General features: G+C 48.4%; 11 protein-coding genes and 2 pseudogenes. 3 read left to right on the plus strand and 10 right to left on the minus strand.

From position 1 onward, the window contains the following. Position 1 precedes the first annotated feature (1 nt). The 8 genes from dhaK to OGY19_RS02260 form a co-directional block, all read right to left on the minus strand. Positions 2–1,072 (minus strand): dihydroxyacetone kinase subunit DhaK, encoded by a 1,071-nt coding sequence (dhaK, locus tag OGY19_RS02225; protein ID WP_048211439.1) that lies wholly within the window; start codon positions 1,070–1,072, stop codon positions 2–4. Positions 1,073–1,348: 276 nt separating this feature from the next. Further along, positions 1,349–3,460 carry a hypothetical protein gene (locus tag OGY19_RS02230; protein WP_286596210.1) on the minus strand — a complete coding sequence of 704 codons (2,112 nt, stop codon included), beginning with the start codon at positions 3,458–3,460 and terminating at the stop codon, positions 1,349–1,351. 38 nt (positions 3,461–3,498) lie between these two features. Further along, entirely contained in the window at positions 3,499–5,358 is a 1,860-nt protein-coding gene (locus OGY19_RS02235) for an STY4199 family HEPN domain-containing protein (RefSeq protein ID WP_115601903.1), read from the minus strand. A gap of 395 nt (positions 5,359–5,753) precedes the next feature. Next, positions 5,754–7,028, minus strand: coding sequence for a Glu/Leu/Phe/Val family dehydrogenase (locus OGY19_RS02240; protein ID WP_286596211.1), 1,275 nt, complete (start codon positions 7,026–7,028; stop codon positions 5,754–5,756). A 322-nt stretch (positions 7,029–7,350) separates the two neighbouring features. Continuing rightward, positions 7,351–8,319: a Csu type fimbrial protein gene (locus tag OGY19_RS02245; protein ID WP_101742645.1), complete on the minus strand. Its 969-nt coding sequence runs from the start codon at positions 8,317–8,319 to the stop codon at positions 7,351–7,353. 13 nt (positions 8,320–8,332) lie between these two features. Next, complete coding sequence (locus OGY19_RS02250; RefSeq protein ID WP_115601904.1) at positions 8,333–10,618, minus strand: fimbria/pilus outer membrane usher protein; 2,286 nt, start codon at positions 10,616–10,618, stop codon at positions 8,333–8,335. A 55-nt stretch (positions 10,619–10,673) separates the two neighbouring features. Next, on the minus strand, positions 10,674–11,396 hold the full coding sequence (locus OGY19_RS02255) for a fimbrial biogenesis chaperone (protein ID WP_048211445.1): 723 nt from the start codon (positions 11,394–11,396) through the stop codon (positions 10,674–10,676). 14 nt (positions 11,397–11,410) lie between these two features. Next, complete coding sequence (locus OGY19_RS02260; protein ID WP_048211446.1) at positions 11,411–11,941, minus strand: Csu type fimbrial protein; 531 nt, start codon at positions 11,939–11,941, stop codon at positions 11,411–11,413. A gap of 200 nt (positions 11,942–12,141) precedes the next feature. Between OGY19_RS02260 and OGY19_RS02265 the strand changes: the two are divergent. The 3 genes and pseudogenes from OGY19_RS02265 to OGY19_RS02275 all read left to right on the plus strand — a co-directional run. Beyond that, a pseudogene (locus tag OGY19_RS02265) lies at positions 12,142–12,503 on the plus strand (transposase); the annotation flags it as partial. Then, positions 12,501–12,602 (plus strand): annotated as a pseudogene (locus OGY19_RS02270) (integrase); the annotation flags it as partial. The pseudogenes OGY19_RS02265 and OGY19_RS02270, both read left to right, overlap by 3 nt. Before the next feature lie 567 nt (positions 12,603–13,169). Then, positions 13,170–14,465 (plus strand): phage tail tape measure protein, encoded by a 1,296-nt coding sequence (locus OGY19_RS02275; protein WP_286596212.1) that lies wholly within the window; start codon positions 13,170–13,172, stop codon positions 14,463–14,465. A gap of 156 nt (positions 14,466–14,621) precedes the next feature. Here OGY19_RS02275 and OGY19_RS02280 read toward each other — a convergent pair whose 3' ends face one another. Together OGY19_RS02280 and OGY19_RS02285 are read right to left on the minus strand one after the other, a co-directional pair. Beyond that, a complete protein-coding gene (locus tag OGY19_RS02280; RefSeq protein ID WP_286596213.1) occupies positions 14,622–15,383 on the minus strand; it encodes an abortive infection family protein in 762 nt (253 codons plus the stop codon). Positions 15,384–15,452: 69 nt separating this feature from the next. Beyond that, positions 15,453–17,471 carry an ATP-binding protein gene (locus tag OGY19_RS02285; protein WP_286596214.1) on the minus strand — a complete coding sequence of 673 codons (2,019 nt, stop codon included), beginning with the start codon at positions 17,469–17,471 and terminating at the stop codon, positions 15,453–15,455. Positions 17,472–17,577: the final 106 nt, after the last annotated feature.

Below are 17,577 nucleotides of genomic sequence, written 5' to 3' on the forward strand. Positions count from 1 at the left end.
CTTATTTACCCCAGTTGAGTGCAGGGGTGTGAACCGGTGCATCCCATAAGCTCAGCGTTTCGTCATCCACTTGTAGCAGGGTGATTGAGAAACCGGTCATGTCCAGAGAGGTGCAGTAAGAGCCAATCAGGTTACGTTCGATGACAATACCTGCATCCTGGCAACGGCTTTCAAGGCGGTTATACACGCCGAAGAGCTCAGACAGCGGTGTCGCACCGAGATTATTGACCAGCGCAATCACGCGATCGCCGCTCTGTAGCGCGCGTTTGCTTTCTTTCCCTTCCTGCCATGCGCCCTGAAGGTGATCCCAGTGACGCAGCGTACGACTGTAGTTGCCGTTTTCCAGCAGGGTGTCAAACATTTCATCCACAGTTTGATCAAGCGAGGAGAATGGACGGCGGTCAATGCCGGGTTCGCCGTGGATACCGACGCCAAACTCCATTTCGTTGTCCTGCAGGGTGAATGACGGTTGACCGGCCGCCGGAACGGTACAGGCACCAATGGCAATCCCGATGGAATGACCCTGATTGTTCAACTGGCGCCCCAATGCCGCGCAGGCATCCAGTGAGTCACCGCGTTCTGCGGCCGCACCGACCAGTTTTTCAATCAATACAGTATTTGCCACACCGCGACGACCGGCGGTGTACAGACTGTCTTTCACCGCCACGTCATCATCCACGACCATCGTGGTGACTTTGACGCCGCTTTCATGCAATAGCTCGGTTGCCGTTTCGAAGTTAAGAATGTCGCCGGTGTAATTTTTGATTATCAGCAGTACGCCTTCGCCGCCATCAATTTGCATGGCGCATTCAAACATTTTATCCGGCGTTGGCGAGGTGAAAATTTCACCCGGACAGGCACCGGAGAGCATACCCTGGCCAATGTAGCCGCAGTGCATTGGCTCATGGCCGCTACCACCACCGGAAAGCAGCGCCACTTTGCCCATCACTGGCGCATCTGCGCGAGTGACATACACCGGGTCCTGATGCAGTGCCAGAGAAGGGTAGGCTTTTGCCAGCCCGGCGAGTTGTTCGTTCAGTACGTCTTCAACACGGTTGATCAATTTTTTCATTGTTTATGCTCCGCAGACAGTCCTGAGATGGCTGCACATATCAGGCAGACATCTGATGTAGGGTATCGGTTTGTACAGCGCCACGGCGACCTCTCGCTGCCGATAAGGTAATTTTGCACACGGGTAGTCAAAAGAAAATTGATGTGATTGGCGTTTCAATACGGAACATTAGCATCTGGTAATGTTCCGTATTGAAACGTATTGGTGCATAAAACAGCGGAAGTGAGAGATGCGGCAAGGTTTATGCTGACGGTATTGTGAATAAAACGTTATTCCTTACTCTTCTTTGCCATTAAAATCGAAAAACCAGAACAGGATAAAACCAATAAAACCAAAAATTAGCAGAATAGCCAGGGTATAGACTTCGTATCGTGCGGCATCTGCGGCAATCGCCTGCAATTTGTCCATTGCCGGGGCTGGCTGCTCTTTGAATAGCATGAGTTGCCATTCATAAAGGTTTGTTGTTTTTATCTCTTTAATCGGTTCCCAAATATGGTTAGCCGCCGCGCCGAGTGCTAAAGCGGAAAACAGTGCGCCGTAAATACGTTGACGTTTTTCCTGACGCTGACTAATCGCCTGGCGCATGAGCTGATCCAATTGCTCTATCTGCGCCATGAGCTCCTGGCGCTGTTCCGATAATCCCCACTGCCGCGAGAGATCGTCACTCAGCTGGTTATGCAGGGCATCGTTGCCGACCAAAGCACCTTTATTCATGGCTTTTAGCGCCCGGGCCTTGGTTTCCAGCATCGTTTCGGACCAGTCAGATAAACGACGAATTTTTCCCTTTCGGTTGTGAATTTGCTGCGATTCGAGCAGATCCTTGAGCCACTGTTCAATCTGTTGGGCAGAGTTCGCCAGAAAATTTTCATACTCATGGCTGACATCCGCTACTGAACTGGCCGCTTTAATCAGTATTGCCAGATGTTTATCCTCTTCTTCGCGACAGAAGAATGTGACGCCATGACGGTGAGCGACGACCAGAATATTGCTGTACCACTGGCTGCTGTACTCGCAGGCGGGGGGGAGATCCGCAGGGCTCCGGACGACGCGCGTGCTATCGCTCTGTGCTGCCAGCCAGGCATGGAAGGTGGGGGTATCGATCATACGCATCAGCGGGACTATCGTAATATCACCGCCCTCCGGGATGTGATGCTGATAGACACGAATGCATTTACCCTTTGTGCGGCAATCAAGTTCGGGTAAAGCTATTGGCACAATGGCGTTATCCAGGTACCGGGTAAAATAATTTTCCCAGATTGCGGGTAAAACGTCTTGTTGCCAGGTCAGTTTCGAGCCTGGCTCTCCGGGCGCAAGCTGCTTTGGTGCCGCAATTAGCGTCATTCTGCCTTGATCGTCGTACCAGGGTTGGTTCGGTGCTCCTGGGATTAGTTTATCGCTTCCGGCCACGCGATAGCTTTCGAGAAAACGCGGAGTATCGTGCGGGCGTAACCCTTGCCAGGCCGCATCTTCACGCTGTTCCAGAGCGGACCACAGGGCATCAAGGCGCGTCCCCTGAATGGGGTTGAGCGAAATAACGATATCATTGCCCGTGCCCACTTCTCGCGGGCGATAAATGGCCAGCAGCCCAAATCCATTGTGCGTCCAACTGCGTTCTTTGTCGCAGCGCGCGAGAATTTTCAGCATCCCGGAAGGGAGCGTTTCGGTGATAAACAGTGCATCAACCACCGTTTGCCGCCGGCCTGTGCCGAGGTCCAGCAGGAGTTGGCAGGTCACCGAACGCTTGATAACGTGTTGGTAAATCTGTTGCTCATACGCCAGACTTGCGACCGCACTTGCATAACATTGCGTGTGCATGGGCATAATGCCTGCGGTGGGGTCTGGGTTGGCTATTATCATATCGCTCAACAGGCGCAGGCAGGCCAATATGTTGTGGCGAGCAACGGCAGTATCATCCATGGATTGCTCGCACAGGCTGCTATGCGCGAGTGCGGATAACAAACACGCGGCAGAACGCGTCGTATCATCACCGTCCAGATAAATACCGCTTTCCCATGCGGTGACGTATTCCAGCCACGGATGTGTTGATAGCGACAGCGAACCAGCGGCATCGAGATGGTTCAAAAACAGCAACAGCGTAAAACAGGTATCCAGAGAGAAATCTTCGATAACGATTCGTTGTATTCCCTGGACACTTGAGAGCTTATTGCGCCATATAGTCCATTGACGATCGTCGGCATTTGCCACCAGTTCACTCACCGAATTGTAGTGACCTGCACGGTATCCTTTGTTATTGAGCGCGACACCCTTTTGGCTTTCCGTATCATTGCCGTCGCCCAATCCGATCAGCAGGCTGCCTGCCGGTGCATCACGCTGCGACGGATTGAACTCGAAAGTAAACTGCGGCCATGCATTGTTGAATGCGAACATATAATTCTCTTTCGATGGATGTGTTGTTGTATCGCTCATTATTTGACTACGTTATAAATGACCTGTTGTGAGCGACTCCAGTTATCGTCAATCGCAATATTGGGTTCATGGTTTTCTTGTTTCACGCAGTAGTTCTTAACCAGGTTTTTTAACTCTGCCCCGTTGAGTGTGCCGAACATCAGACGCGTATTCAGTTCTTTCAATAACACATCGTGGAGTGAATAGGTGGTAGGTCTTTGCAGTGAAAACTGCGCCGCGTCAGCCAGTAAGTCACGTGCATTATCGGCCATCAAACGGCGTTCACAGCGACCCGCAGGTTCATTTTTAGCCATTTCTTCATCGTAAGCTTTCTTCTGGGCTTTCTCAAAATTAAGCGCTCTGTCCAGTTCCGCTTTAATACCCTGAATATCCTTGGCAGAAGAACAGAATGTTTTTAAATAACGAATCTGTATGGGGGTCAGCGTGCCATTCTGGTTCGTTTGCTGACGTAATTTACCGGCCATTCTGAGACAACCGTTTTTTTCATCCATCAACGATGCTGATTGTAATAGGGCATTCAACGTTTCCTGGCGATCTTCCTGTAATGCGGCTTCGGCATAATACAGTTTCCAGCGCATGCCTCCGGCAAGAAACAAATTGACAACCTGGGTATCACCGCGGTCGATAGCGGCGCGAAGATTTTTTTCATCCCAGGCAATGCCGATATTCGCCAGTTCTTTACGCGGATCGCTACTGGTTTCTTTTTTCGCACCGGCAACCGTTTTACCCACTTCCCCGAGATCGCTACGGATGGACTCCGTATTCACCAGCGTCTTGGTTGAGGTTCCGAAAGTCAGTACCGAGCCAACAATAATGACGACGATACCGCCCAGCACCCAGGCCACTCGATTGCGAATGATGCCCGTTTCCATTTTGATTTTTCCAATATCCTGAGCCTGAGCCGCCAGGTCATCCTTTATTCCCTGAACGTCGCCGCCAAGATCGTCAATTTTTTGGGCGGTCCGTTCGAAATAGCGCGCAACCTCAGCATTGCTGTCATCAAAAAAACGATCAGGGTTAACTTTTACCCGACCTTCATCGAAGGCCTCCTGTACCGGCTCAGTAATTTCTCGGTAATAGTAATTCACCAATGTTGTTTGGACGGAGGTTACCCGCTTATGATGCGCCAGACGGTTGCGAATTACGCGAATATCGTCAAGAAAGGTATTCAGTGTTCTACGTTTATCGTTAACAAAGCTGAGCAAAGGGGTATATTGATAAAGTGGAGAATAGTGGATGGGATATTCGTCTTTATCAATAAACAGTGAGGCGAGTTCACTGAAAAGAGTACCGCTCAATACGTCATCACGATCGGCAACGTTCAGCCATTTTTTTACACGTTCCTGACCAAATAATTTGTTCAGGTGCTCAAGTAGGGCTTGTTGGTTATTGTACGCTTCATTAATTAAACTACGAATGGTTAACTCTAATGCCCGTACCTGCTGCAAACTACGTAACTGCTTTTCTTCGTCTTCGTTATTCAGCGTCGTTGAGTAAGTTAATTGAGGCTGTTTTTCTCGCAAATATTCGAGCTGCCACAAAAAACGCAACGCGGCAATGGTCAGATTTCTGTCGGCAGGCTGGCCATCTGTATTTCTGCCGAGCCATTTGTTCAAGGTGCGTAGTGCCGCAAGAAAGCTCGCCATTTCCTGCTCGTTATAGTTAAAGCGGGTCGCTACACTGTTCCAGTTGCCCAATTTCTCTCGGGCTTTATCAAGTGAATCATAAAACGTATCAGGCGAGAGTTGCGTGGGGGCTGGCATGCCCAGCAGGGATAAGATTTGTGGAAATGCGCTGTCGAAAAGAGACAGGCAACGAGTAAAATCGTTGTGCTCAGAAGCAGATGAATGATCGACCATTATATTCTCACATGGTTATTCGCTGAGTTTTCCCGGCCCGATCTAATCGCACTGTGTCAGGCAACTTTCCCTGCAGCCAGAATGCCATAATTCGACAATTATTCGGGATTTTTAATCAGTTTGTCAATATATATGGCGGGCGTAATATTGGTAGTAGACATTGCGGCCAATAATGCGTTGCTATGGGTTCTTAACGCAAATTATGGTTGCTGCGATGGGATTTAATGTTTATTGGCTAACAAACCGCGCAGATATTGGGTAAGTAAAACGCAGAAAGCGGGGCGGATGAATCAGGCGACTACACGCCAATAATGCCACAAATAATGCCGCATTATTGGCGTAACTCACGACTGGCGTTTATCGTCGTTCAAAACGTTGACGTATCTGCCGTCGTATTATCCCGGATAAATACCACGGTCTTTACGTGCCAGCAGGATACGCTCGCAGGCCACAATATAGGCAGCAGTGCGCAATGAGCAGGATTTCTCCGCCGCTTTCTCCCACACATGAACCATCGCATCGGTCATGATTTTATCCATGCGATTGTTGATCTCTTCTTCGCTCCAGAAGAAGCTGGCCATGTCCTGAACCCATTCGAAGTAGCTGACGGTGACGCCGCCTGCGTTACATACGACGTCGGGTACCACGATGATACCGCGGCTTGCCAGCATATCATCGGCATCCGGGTAAGTTGGGCCGTTAGCGCCCTCAAGCACCAGTTTGCAGGTCAGTATTTCTGCACGTTGACGGGTAATCTGTCCTTCCAGCGCGGCAGGGATCAGGATATCCATCTCCACGCTCCAGAAGGCTTCGCTGGCGATAGTTTCCGCCCCCGGGAAACCGGCAATCTGTTTGTGCTCCAACTGCAAGGCGGTCAACGCGGTCATGTCGATCCCGGTGGTGTTAAACAGGGTGGCAGTGTGATCTTGAATGGCAACGACGCGTGCGCCAGCACTGGCGAACAGGCGAGCCGCTTCACTGCCGACATTACCAAAACCTTGTACCGCTACGCGCGCGCCTTCAACGTCGATATTGGCACGACGAGCCACTTCCAGACCGCTGACGAACACGCCACGACCCGTTGCTTTATCACGACCCAACGAACCGCCAAGGTGGATAGGTTTACCGGTGACCACGCTGGTTACGGTGGTGCCGTGGTTCATGGAGTAGGTATCCATCATCCATGCCATCACTTTGCCGTTGGTGCCGACATCCGGCGCTGGAATATCTTTTTGCGGCCCAATGATAATGCCGATTTCGCTGGTATAGCGGCGGGTTAAACGCTCCAGTTCACCTTCGGACAGCGAGAATGGGTCGACGCGAACGCCACCTTTGGCACCGCCGTACGGCAGGTTCAGTGCGGCACATTTGATGGTCATCCAGGCGGAAAGGGCCATCACTTCATTAAGATCAACATCAGGATGATAACGCACGCCGCCTTTTCCCGGGCCGCGGGAGAGGTTGTGCTGTACACGATATCCTTCGAAATGGCGAATAGTGCCGTCATCCATCTGCACCGGAATATCGACAATTAGCGCGCGTTTCGGGTGGCGCAGGGTATCCACCCAATGGGAAAGTTCGCCCAGGTAAGGGGCCACACGCTCGATTTGTTGCAGATAGGTATTCCAGGCAGATGTGCTGCTATCTGAAGCGTAAGATAACTTATCCATGATAAACCTTAGTTATAAAAGTAATATGTTCTTAATTTGGCCGTGGTATACAGTGGATCTCACCATATAAACTTAAATTTAACATTTTTTTCAAGAAACGGCCTGTCCTCCAGCCCTCTAATAGCCATATAAAAAATATGTGAATTAAGCGTTAAGTGAATAATTATCTATTGATTTTGCGAATGTTTGCGATCAAGTAGCAATTCAGGCATTTAATATGCATCGTGCGTGAGAATGACTATTTGTCAGATTTATGATGCACCTCTAAAAGTAAACAATATGATAATTATTTGTGTTTTCTTGATTGCATTTTAGCGGCGCGTCAGTAGGTCACTGAGATAGTGACGGTGTCCGCATAGTTGTCGGGGGTGTAGTTCGCGCTGGGAACGGTGGCATACACCGAATATGGCGTAGCGGAGCCGGTGCCAGTGCCTGTAACGGTATTGAGCGGGGTGTTGCCCCACACTGTGCCGGAAGGCCCTGGCGTTGAGCTGAGCTGATAGGGCACTTTATCGCTGTTTGCCCCCGTTCCGCTCATCACACCGTTGCCTGCAGTATTGCCGTTGGAGGGTTGCAGTCCAATGGTATAAGGGGTGTTATTGGTGCATGCCACCCCGATGGTATTTGATGCTGTCGCATTGCGCTGAGTTGCCTTCACCGGGGTAAAACTAATGTTAGTGGCCGATGTGATATTGCACTGTTTGCTGACAGTGGCTGATACGCTGAAGGGAAGTCTGGCGGCAACGGTATCACCGCACGTGGTGGGCGGAATAACTAATCCAGGGTTGAGGGTGATAAGCGCCGTGGCTGCCGTATAGCTGTCCTGATAGCTTCCGGGGACTGCAGAAGTTTGCGGCGTGACGAGCTGAGCGGATACTGTCAGTGAACCGGTCACTGGGAGCAAATTGAGCAAGTTAAGTTGTACCATGGGAACCGAGGTTCCGCTCTGATACTGACTCCCCCAGATTTTACTGTGCCCGGCGTCCTGATATAGCTGATAGCTCAACGTTCTGGCAGGTGTTCCGCTTAACGACATATTCCGTGTTGCCACCTGACCGCTGACGCCCGATGCGCCAATATTAAAACAGAGGTTAATCCCCGCCAGTACGTCGGTCACTTCTTTTGCACAAGTCCAGGTAAAGGTCATTGAGGTCGTTGCGCCTGATGATGACAACGGGTCCACTGCACCAAAACTAATTGGTTGGACGTTACTGACGGAGCAGGTGACCGCATGACTTATCCCTGGACAGACGAGGAGTGCAGCGATAAACAGCAACTGTCTTAATTTCATGAATGAACTCCTGCTATTGTGACCGACATTCCAGCGGGCCTATTTGTACAATCCCCTTTGCATTGGCGGGATAATCGAATTGTGCGTTACAGCTACCGGTATCTGTGTCAACGCGTAACCTGTTGTGCTGTTCCAGGCTGTCAAACCAGGCCATACCATCGAATCCGACGACGGATGACTGGCCTGCGCCGTTAGTGATATATGCCATGCTGCCCTCGGAAATGGCCTTACCCTGTTCATTAACGAGAGTAACCTGCGCGGCGCGTACGGGAGTGATACCAAAACTGACCAGGGTTCCGGAGCGATCCGCCGGCGTTGCATTGGCTTCAACGCGGGCGATCCGCATATTGGCGGGTAGATCCATGGGGTCAATACTGATTTGATTGTTTTGATAGCTATTGAGTGACGTGACCAGCAGCAGACCCTGATCGTCGCTGCGACCGACAAGGTTGTTTTGCAGCTTGACTGGCACGTCCGGAATGCCGTCTGTTGATACGACGGCAAAACCATTGTTGATTTCCCGAGCCGCGAACAAACCTCCCCCCATCGCAACCAGGGAACCGGTCGCACCAGCATAACCGTAGTGGTTGTCGGGCAGGCGGCTAAATCCGGTGTAGGCTTTTCCGAAACGGCCCAAATACCCGACTTCTCCCTGGCCGCTTTGCCGGGAGGCTTGCTGGCTGGCAGCGACGTTCCATCCCCAGCCGCCGTCACCCGGTGGCGTTTGGCTGGCATTGATCTGGTAGCCGGTTTCATTATTGGTATGTTGTACGGTACTGCTGGCGCTCAGATTACCGCTGGTGGTGACCGTCACCATCAGGTAAACGCTGCGATCGCGGGTGTCGTCAATATTCTGGTTAAATCCGGCATTGAGTGAGATGTTTTCGGTGACGGATTTGAACCAACTGGCGTTGGCGTAGCGTACCGCGCTATCGTGCGGATAGCGAAACTGCAGGTAACTCAGGCTGACATTGCCGGCTGACGCCATTGCATAACCTATTACCGTATTGCTGCTCAGCGAGGGTGGCGGCTCACCATAATGGGTCGCGACATCACGGTAGTCACCCGACGTCGCCGTTGTGCTGGTGCTGAAATTAAACTGTTCACCTGACCAACGGTAACCAACACTGTACAAAAATCCACTTTTCCCTGAGTCCGTACTGGCTGCCAATGCGGTGGACACTGTGCCGCTGCGCGGGCCGGGAACCCAGTCATTGCTAAAACCTGCGTTAATCAGCCCATCACTGGTTTCCGCGTGCGTACCTGCAGTAAAGGTGTTACTGAATCCCCGACGCCAGGTCCCGCTAAACACAGGGGCACTGGCATAATCAAATGAGGCGTAACCGTAATTCTCTCTTACTGCGCCTAATTCCGCTGACCAGGCTGTTAGCCCTTCTCGCAGGAGTTGCTGATCGTTGTAGAACGAGAAATTTTGTACTGTCGTTCTGCCCAGCGCGTCGGTCATCATCACCTGACCGGTCCCTGCGCCACTGATATTAGGCATGGTGTTGATTTGAAAACTTCCGGCCGGAACCTCCCCGTTGTAGTACTTAACCCCATTGACGTACAACTCAACGTTTGAAGGAAGCGTGGCAGAACCAAGATAGGAGGGAAGCGGGGTGGTTGGCATGTACGGCTGTAAACCAAAATCGGTTCCTATCTGGATGCCGCCAATGCGGGTCGGTCGGGACCAGGTGAGCGAGCTTGTCAGGGTATCGCCAACGTTTATCGCCAACATATTTTCCGGAAATGACGTGCGCCAGCGGGTGTCCATGCGGTAGAAGGCATTATCTGCGTTGGGCGCGGTGGAATATTGAGTCAGTTGGGTTGTGCTTAACACCCCTAAGCCATTAAACGCGCGCAACTCGCTAAATGTGTTGGCGCTGGTTTCATCTCCCTGCTGAGCATAGACATCGTAATTGAGTAACGCCCCACGTGAGTTTGATGCTATTGGTGTCGCTTCGCCGGTCGGGTTCACCTGCGTGGTGGCAAGATCAAGGGAACTGAGCGGCGCAGTGAGCGCCAGAGTTTGTTGTTCGACGTTGTAGTCAATGCTCAGTTGGGCAATATCGTTCAGGCTGACGGTAGCAGCCGTATTATGCGGTAAGCGAAAACCCAACTGTCGTAGGGTATTGGCGCCAGCATAGAGTTTTTCATTCTCATAGCCAAAATGAACCAAGCCGACAGGGTTTCCATTCAGGGTCACGTCGAGATATAAATCGATGCCCGCAAGAGGTGTTGTGTCGCCAATAATTCCACTGTTTGTCTGGTTATTATTGACCGCGTGAGCTGAAACCATTCCAGATAATAATGCTCCATTGAGTAAGCAACATTTCACCAGAAGCCAGGATCTCTTAGAGATCTTGTACTGTTTTTTGGCCATTAACTGTTACTTCAACTTTACCGCCATAATGGGTATCGCTGGCGGACGTGGATAATATCCACCGCATTGTTGAGCCCGGAAGAACATAGCCTAATAGTCCCGGCGTAATGACCTTTTTCGCACCATTATGGTTTATAAAGGTTGCCGCTGATAATTGCGCATGACCATTTCCCTGATTACTGACTTCAAGAAATTTTTTGCCGTCAAGTTGCTGTAATTTCCATTGCAATTTGGCCTGGGTTTCAGCCTGCGCCGTTGGTTGAATAAATACAGGTACGGAATAATGCAGCACAAACTGAAGTTTATTTTTTTGTAATTTTGCTGGCGGTAATTCGTCAATTGATAACCGATAGGCATCTTCGGTATGTGTCGATGGCGGGCCGGTGCGAATAACACGAATCAACTGGCGTTCACCAGGGGCTAACGCCAGCATCGGCGGGCTGATAACCAGCCCCTGAGAGGGAGACAGCTTATCGCCATAAGCGCTTTGGCTCCAGCGAAAGACCCGAACCTGGGCATTCAGCACGTTTTCTCCGGCATTGCTTAGCCAGATCCCATCGGCATTTTGCGACGCTTGCAGCGTTAATGTAACTGGGGCAACCTGCAATCCGCTGGCTGTCGCCGAATTTACGCTCATAGCCGCTCCTAACAGGCATGCGCAGGCATACTGCTGTACAGGCAGTTTTACTGTCATCTGTGTTCCTGAATTTAGTAGTTAACGTTTACCGTTACGGTGTCGGCATAGTCGTCAGGTGTGAAGTTCGCGCTTGGCGCGGTGGCATATACGGTAAAACTCTGTAGAAGCCCAGTTCCCTGGGATGCAACACCATTTCCTACCGTGGTGGCGGTGGCCGTATTCCCCCAGACCGGTCCTGTTGCAGATGTTTGGTTCAGCTGGTAAGGCACTTTATCGGTATTGTTTGCTGCATTTGCGACAGAGGACATGGCTCCGGATCCCGTGGGTGTCCCGCCGTTGGCCGCTGAAGGTGCCAGGCCAATAAAGTAGGGGGTGGTTTTTGAGCAATTAATTGAAATTGTGTTGCTTGCGCTGGTATTTGTCGCAGTGGTATTCACGGGACCGAGAGTAATATTTGAAGCCGACCCCGCAGTGACGGTACACGCTTTTTGTATCGTCATCAGTACCTGAAATGTCCCGCTTGTAGACGCTGCGTTTGCCGCCGGAATAATGGAAAAGGCGCCGCAAAAAAGAATTAAGCGTTTGTCGAAGACTAGAGCCATATCCTTCACCTTTTTCAAATAACCACATTTTTTGCTTTAAAAAAACAATAATGTGACACAAGAAGACATGAGTTAACCCTAGAATAAGTATTAGACGTACGCCAGTTGATCTCATGAATTTTACTTAGAGAAAAGGTGATGTCGTCGACAAAAAAATAATACCAACGGGTGAGTATGTCGTTTCTTTTTTATGCTACTCAAAAGTATGCCGTGAGGTCGCTATTTCGGAGGCCAGCTATTACAACTGGAAGGCAAAGTATGGCGGGATGGAAGCGGCCGATATTAAAAAATTCAAAGACCTTGAGGATGAGAATCGACGTTTGAAACAAATGTTTGCCGACCTGAGTCTGGAAAATCTCACGTTAAAAGACGTCATCGAAAAAAAGCTTTAAAACCAGCGATAAAGCGTGAGCTCGTCAGCTATCTGACGGCACAATTTGCTATGAGTTTACGCCAGGCCTGCAGGACGTTATCGTTGAGCAGGACGGTGTATTTTTATCAGCCCAATACCGGACGTGAAGAACCAGTGATCCATGCGCTGACTGAGCTGGCAGAACGCTATAACAACGAGCGGCCTCATGAATCCCTGAACAACCTGACGCCGGAAGAGTACCGGCTGATGGCTGAAAAACCGGAAATTTCAAAAAATGCGTGGAACTAAAACAGGTGTGCTTACAATTGCACTCACCAGCGTGCTCAATTTTAGCTGTGTTTCTAAGGTGCTGGCACGGTCGTTATGAAAACAAAAATCCACGCAGCTGCGTGGATTTTTTTCGCGTTCATTGATCTGATAAAGCTCCGGAAAGCCTGATCAGACAGCAGAAGCAACTTAAACGTTAAAATGTCATTTAATATTTATCTAATTGATATTCATTGATTTTGTTTTCAGTTTTTATTTTTATACTCACACCTGTACTCATGTCGGTTGATGCTGTTAACTGAGGTTAATTATCACAGCACCAACCAGCACTTGTTCACCCTGCTAGAATGGTATTATTTCTTTTATTTATCAAAGCATTGCTCTGGCCGGGTTATCAAATGCTTGATGAGTGCCAAGTGTTGTTGTAAGCATATCCTCAGGACAATATCTTATCTGACAGATAGATTTTTGCTAGACGCAGACATTTCTACACCATTGATACCTCAATCAATGGAGAGAAGGTCAGATTTCATTTAATGATCAGCAGGCATAGATTTCTGAGGACTTTAGTCAAAAAAGGGAGACGCAATGCCAGAGATTAATTCACACGATTCTGCACAGACTTTACCTCAGGAGCGGGAAACGCTGTATCACTTGGTCTGGCGTGAGCCTGCGGAGCGTATAACTGCGCTGTATGGCATTAGTACTGAGTTATTGGCGAAGAGATGCAGCGAAATGTGTATACCCAGGCCGCTTGCTGGTTACTGGAAAGCGCTAGCTAAAGGGAACGCGCCTGCAATCCCGGCGCTGCCTGCCCTGAAAAAGGGAAGGGCGGTAAAGGTACTTGAGAATCACAACCCATCAGTGCAACCTTCTGCCATTGTTGTATCAAAATCAGTGTCTTCAGTAACCCGAAAGCAAGCTCCTGTTACAGGTAATGGTTATGGACTGATAAATGATCTCAAAAAGTATTTGCCAGCCTCCTCGGTTACAGAAGATGGCTATTACAAGCCTACGAAAAAGAAATTACTGGATCTCAACGTTTCTGATACGGGATTTGATAGTGCAATAGAGTTCCTGAGTCGCTTCTTTGATGCCCTAGGGAAAAAGGGGTACCGTGTTACGTTGGATGCGCCGGGAGAAAGGTTGAATCGTGCGGATATTGATATTAAGGAAGATCCGAAAGGGGGAGGATATCGCTGGGGCAATTTATGGCGGCCTTATACGCCTAGTATTATTTGTGTTGGGGATATGTACTTTGCGTTTAATCTTGCTGAAATGACGGAGTATGTTCCAGCGAAAAAAGTCAAAAATCGCTATGTTCGTGATGAACAGATGGGACGATGGATGCGGGGAAGAAATAGTGAGCTTTTTCTTCATGTATCAAAACATACTTTGCCTACTGGGCGATTTCTGTTGCAGCTTTACTCGCCTTATTCTTCCGCAAAATGGTTACTTCAGTTCCGGCAGACAAAGCAGTGTGGATTGATTAGTCAGATCCCTCAGATGATTTCGGCGATGCAGGAGTCTGTTCCGCTAATTTCAAAGCAATTAGAAAAGGCCAGAATCGAAGCTGATGAGTGGCGCATTCAGCGTGAGCGGGAACATGCTATATATCTGGAAAAGGAGCGAATAAGGCAGGAAGAAAAAGCGTACAGCGCCAGTCGTACCGAGCTGAAATCCATTATGGTTCAGTGGACTGAAGACAAACAGCTGGAACAGTTTTTTCACGAGGCAGAGTTAGACGCAGCAATGCTTGATGAGCAGCAGAAGATACAGGTCATAGAGCGCCTGCAACTAGCCCGTCAGTTCCTGTCTGAGGATACAGCGATTGAGCGATTGTTAAAGTGGGAAACGCCAGAAGAGCGGTTAAACAAAGGATGAGTCTATTTCCTCGTCATATTAGTAAAATTCAGTGTTCGGTGCAAATACATGCAAGATTAGCTGACTGGTAGCCAAGCTAGGAACAGCATAAACTGCTAAGCCTGATGGTTAACTAATCAGCCGGTGTACCGTATTACCTTTTGTACCAGTAAGATGTTAACTTTTCTCTTTAAGATTTAGCCAAGTGCTGATAGGGAACAGGGCCATAGATCCTGATAAGTTTACGGCTAATTCTGCATGTCTTGGATATGGCTTCGTTGATGATCTATTCTTTCCGTGAGCATCACCTAGTTTATTGCGAAGAGTACCTAATCCATTTACAACTGCGGAACAACCGCCAAGAATCTGTTTGAAAATACTCTCAGTATGTTGGTCGGCCGATAAATTAAGTTCTTTTGATAGTATTTTATAAAGCTCTGACATTTCTATGTTTTTATTATTGTACGCCACTCCCATATCATCCAGAATGTGTTTGCAAACGGTTTCTATAAGTGTTCTTGCAGATGTTATTGCTCCATCTGGATCTGTATGGCGTCGTTCTAGCGCTTTCGCCCAAACAGTATGGACACTATCCTCATCAAATCTCCTTAACACATTAGAAATGTCTTCATCCGCTGGGGTTTTATTTTTTCCTTCTAAATAGTCTAAGAGGGGCTGAAAAGCTTTATAAATGATTTCTCTGCGAGGATCATACTTTTCGGTTTTTTTTATATATCCCCAAAATTCTTTTAAGGAGCGGTTAGTTCTTACAAAATCAGGTAAGAGTTGTAGCAATGATTGATTTTGTAGGAAATAAGCTCTTAGAAGTACATAATCAGAATTAGCCTCATCTTGGGCACCAGTAGCTCTTGCGATCATTATATTTTGGAGCGCTTCTGCGCGTTCTAGGTCGTTTTGCAGAGTATCTATAATATTCATTTCAATTTTTTAACCAATCAGATGGAAATTTCTAAATCTATAATGCAACCCAGCGTATAGCTAGCTCTCCTAGGCGGAAGGCAGTCCAAGCTTATCGAAGAATGCCCGGTTACGCTCTTTGGCCGCTTTCACTAACTGGTCAAAACTAATCACTTCTATATAGGCATGAGAAGGTTCGTTGTAACCGAAATAGCCCATTCCATCAGATGTGATCCGTAAGTTGGCTCGACGACAGCGCCGATGCATAGATTCAGTGAGGTCACAAAGTACATAACAATAACCTGGTATATCATTATTGCCCGGAATAGGGCGACCGGATTTTGTAGTGACTTTTCCCTCACGTATCCGCTCTAAATAGCTGAGCGCTTGATCAATAGGGTCTTTATCTTCGCCTTCTCGCATATCATTACGCATGGGGCGTTTAATTTCGATAACAGTAATAGCAGCAAGTGGGAAGCTGCTCTGGTCGTTAACAAGAAGTGGATTATCAAACACTCTCAGGCTGAGCAAGTCTGGCTCTTTGGTTGAGTCATTGCCAGTGATTGGCATTGAGTTGAGCGTTTTATCAGAAGACAAATAATTATGAAATGCCAAGCGTTCATCGATCAACCAAAGGTTACAAGAGTCTAGGAAAACCTCGGCTGAATCTTTGCGCATAGGCATGATTAGCTCGTGAATCATATCTTCACGGGCGTACTTTCCATCTTCTAGCCGCTCGATAGATTTTTGTAGCAGGTCGATAATTACCTTGCGATGAGAAATATAATTGGCAAGGTCTGATTTTTTAAGGTCTCCAGCTTTGCGTAAGTACTCACCTAGCCGTTCCTTGTATGACTCTACATGTTCCTTATTCTGAGGCTGCATGATGTCATGGCCTTCGCTCACTAACTGACGTTCCACCTCATACCACTGAGCGTGCAGGTGTAGCTCCAGCTCTTTATCTGATTTTTCAGGGTCAACGATCAGTAATTCTTCTGCAACATAATTGGCAATGGGGCGATAGCGTGGCGCATGAGTGTTGATGAAATCATCTACTCGTCTGCGACCAGCCGACACATTTTCTGTCAGGACATCTTGCAGATACTCTTTAGTACGCGTTAATACAGCTTCCCGAATATCTTTAAAGCTCACTTCGTTGAGTATGTCTTCAACATCTTCTGCAATATCAAAAGAAATACGTTCACTGCGAACGTGTTGATTAAGGTAGTCGGAAGATACATAGCAGGTATAAGTGAATTCACCGGAAGCGTCTGAAATTTTTCCGTACAGGCCGGGAAGTTTTCCCTGAATAGATTCTTCTTTAACCAGTCGATTGGCTGCGCAGAGTGCCAATTGATGTTTTTTATTAACGGATGCACGAAACTTGATATGGGTTAAGTCGAATTGGTAATCACGAATTGTAATGGTTTCGAGAAATGCGCTGGCATGCATATGCTCTTCAAGCAAATGGTCAAGGTCAAAAACCTCGTCCGTGTCCTCTAGAAGTATCTTGGGTGCGCTTCCCTGTCGCACAAAATACCAGAGCACATGTTCGAGCAACTGATTTGCTATGGACTGGCCTTTTGCAGGAACCTGCTTTCGAAAGCTTTCATCATAATCAACCAGCTTGATAAGAGTGCCTGGCTTTTGAGATGTAGCCTCTACAACCTTTTCACCATGGACTCCTGATTTATCGTTGAAGCGAAATACGCGCTTTTTAAGCTTACCATCAACATCGAAAAAGTGGCTTTCCACTTCGACCAGAGCAAAGACTTTCAGCCACATCAGGCGACCAACCCCCCGGCACCCCTTGTCAATCTTATGGTCCGAATCGAGAGTTTTAAATGACTTAAAGTTAGCCTCGTCAAAACCACAGCCATTATCGGTGATGGTAAAACTGACGATTGGAGGCTGGGACTTTGTGTCTAGATCCAGACTGCTTTGAGAAGCGCGATTGATGCGGAGAACAATCTTTCCTTCGGAGGCATTATCCATTTCTTCAATAGAATGAATGGAGTTTACTACTGCCTCAAATACTGGCATTAGGCCATGACTTTTCGGCAGCGAGGTATTTCGTAGACGCCCTTTTAAATTTGTTTGTAAACTCACGGCGCAGCCTCCCTTTTTAGCCAAGATGAATCGCCACAGGTTTAACAGACACCTCAGAGTCATTTAAGATGACTTAAAGAGAGGTGCCCATGAGCGGTAAGCGTTA

The sequence above is a fragment of the Citrobacter sp. Cy070 genome (assembly GCF_030332245.1).
Taxonomy (GTDB): domain Bacteria; phylum Pseudomonadota; class Gammaproteobacteria; order Enterobacterales; family Enterobacteriaceae; genus Citrobacter; species Citrobacter youngae.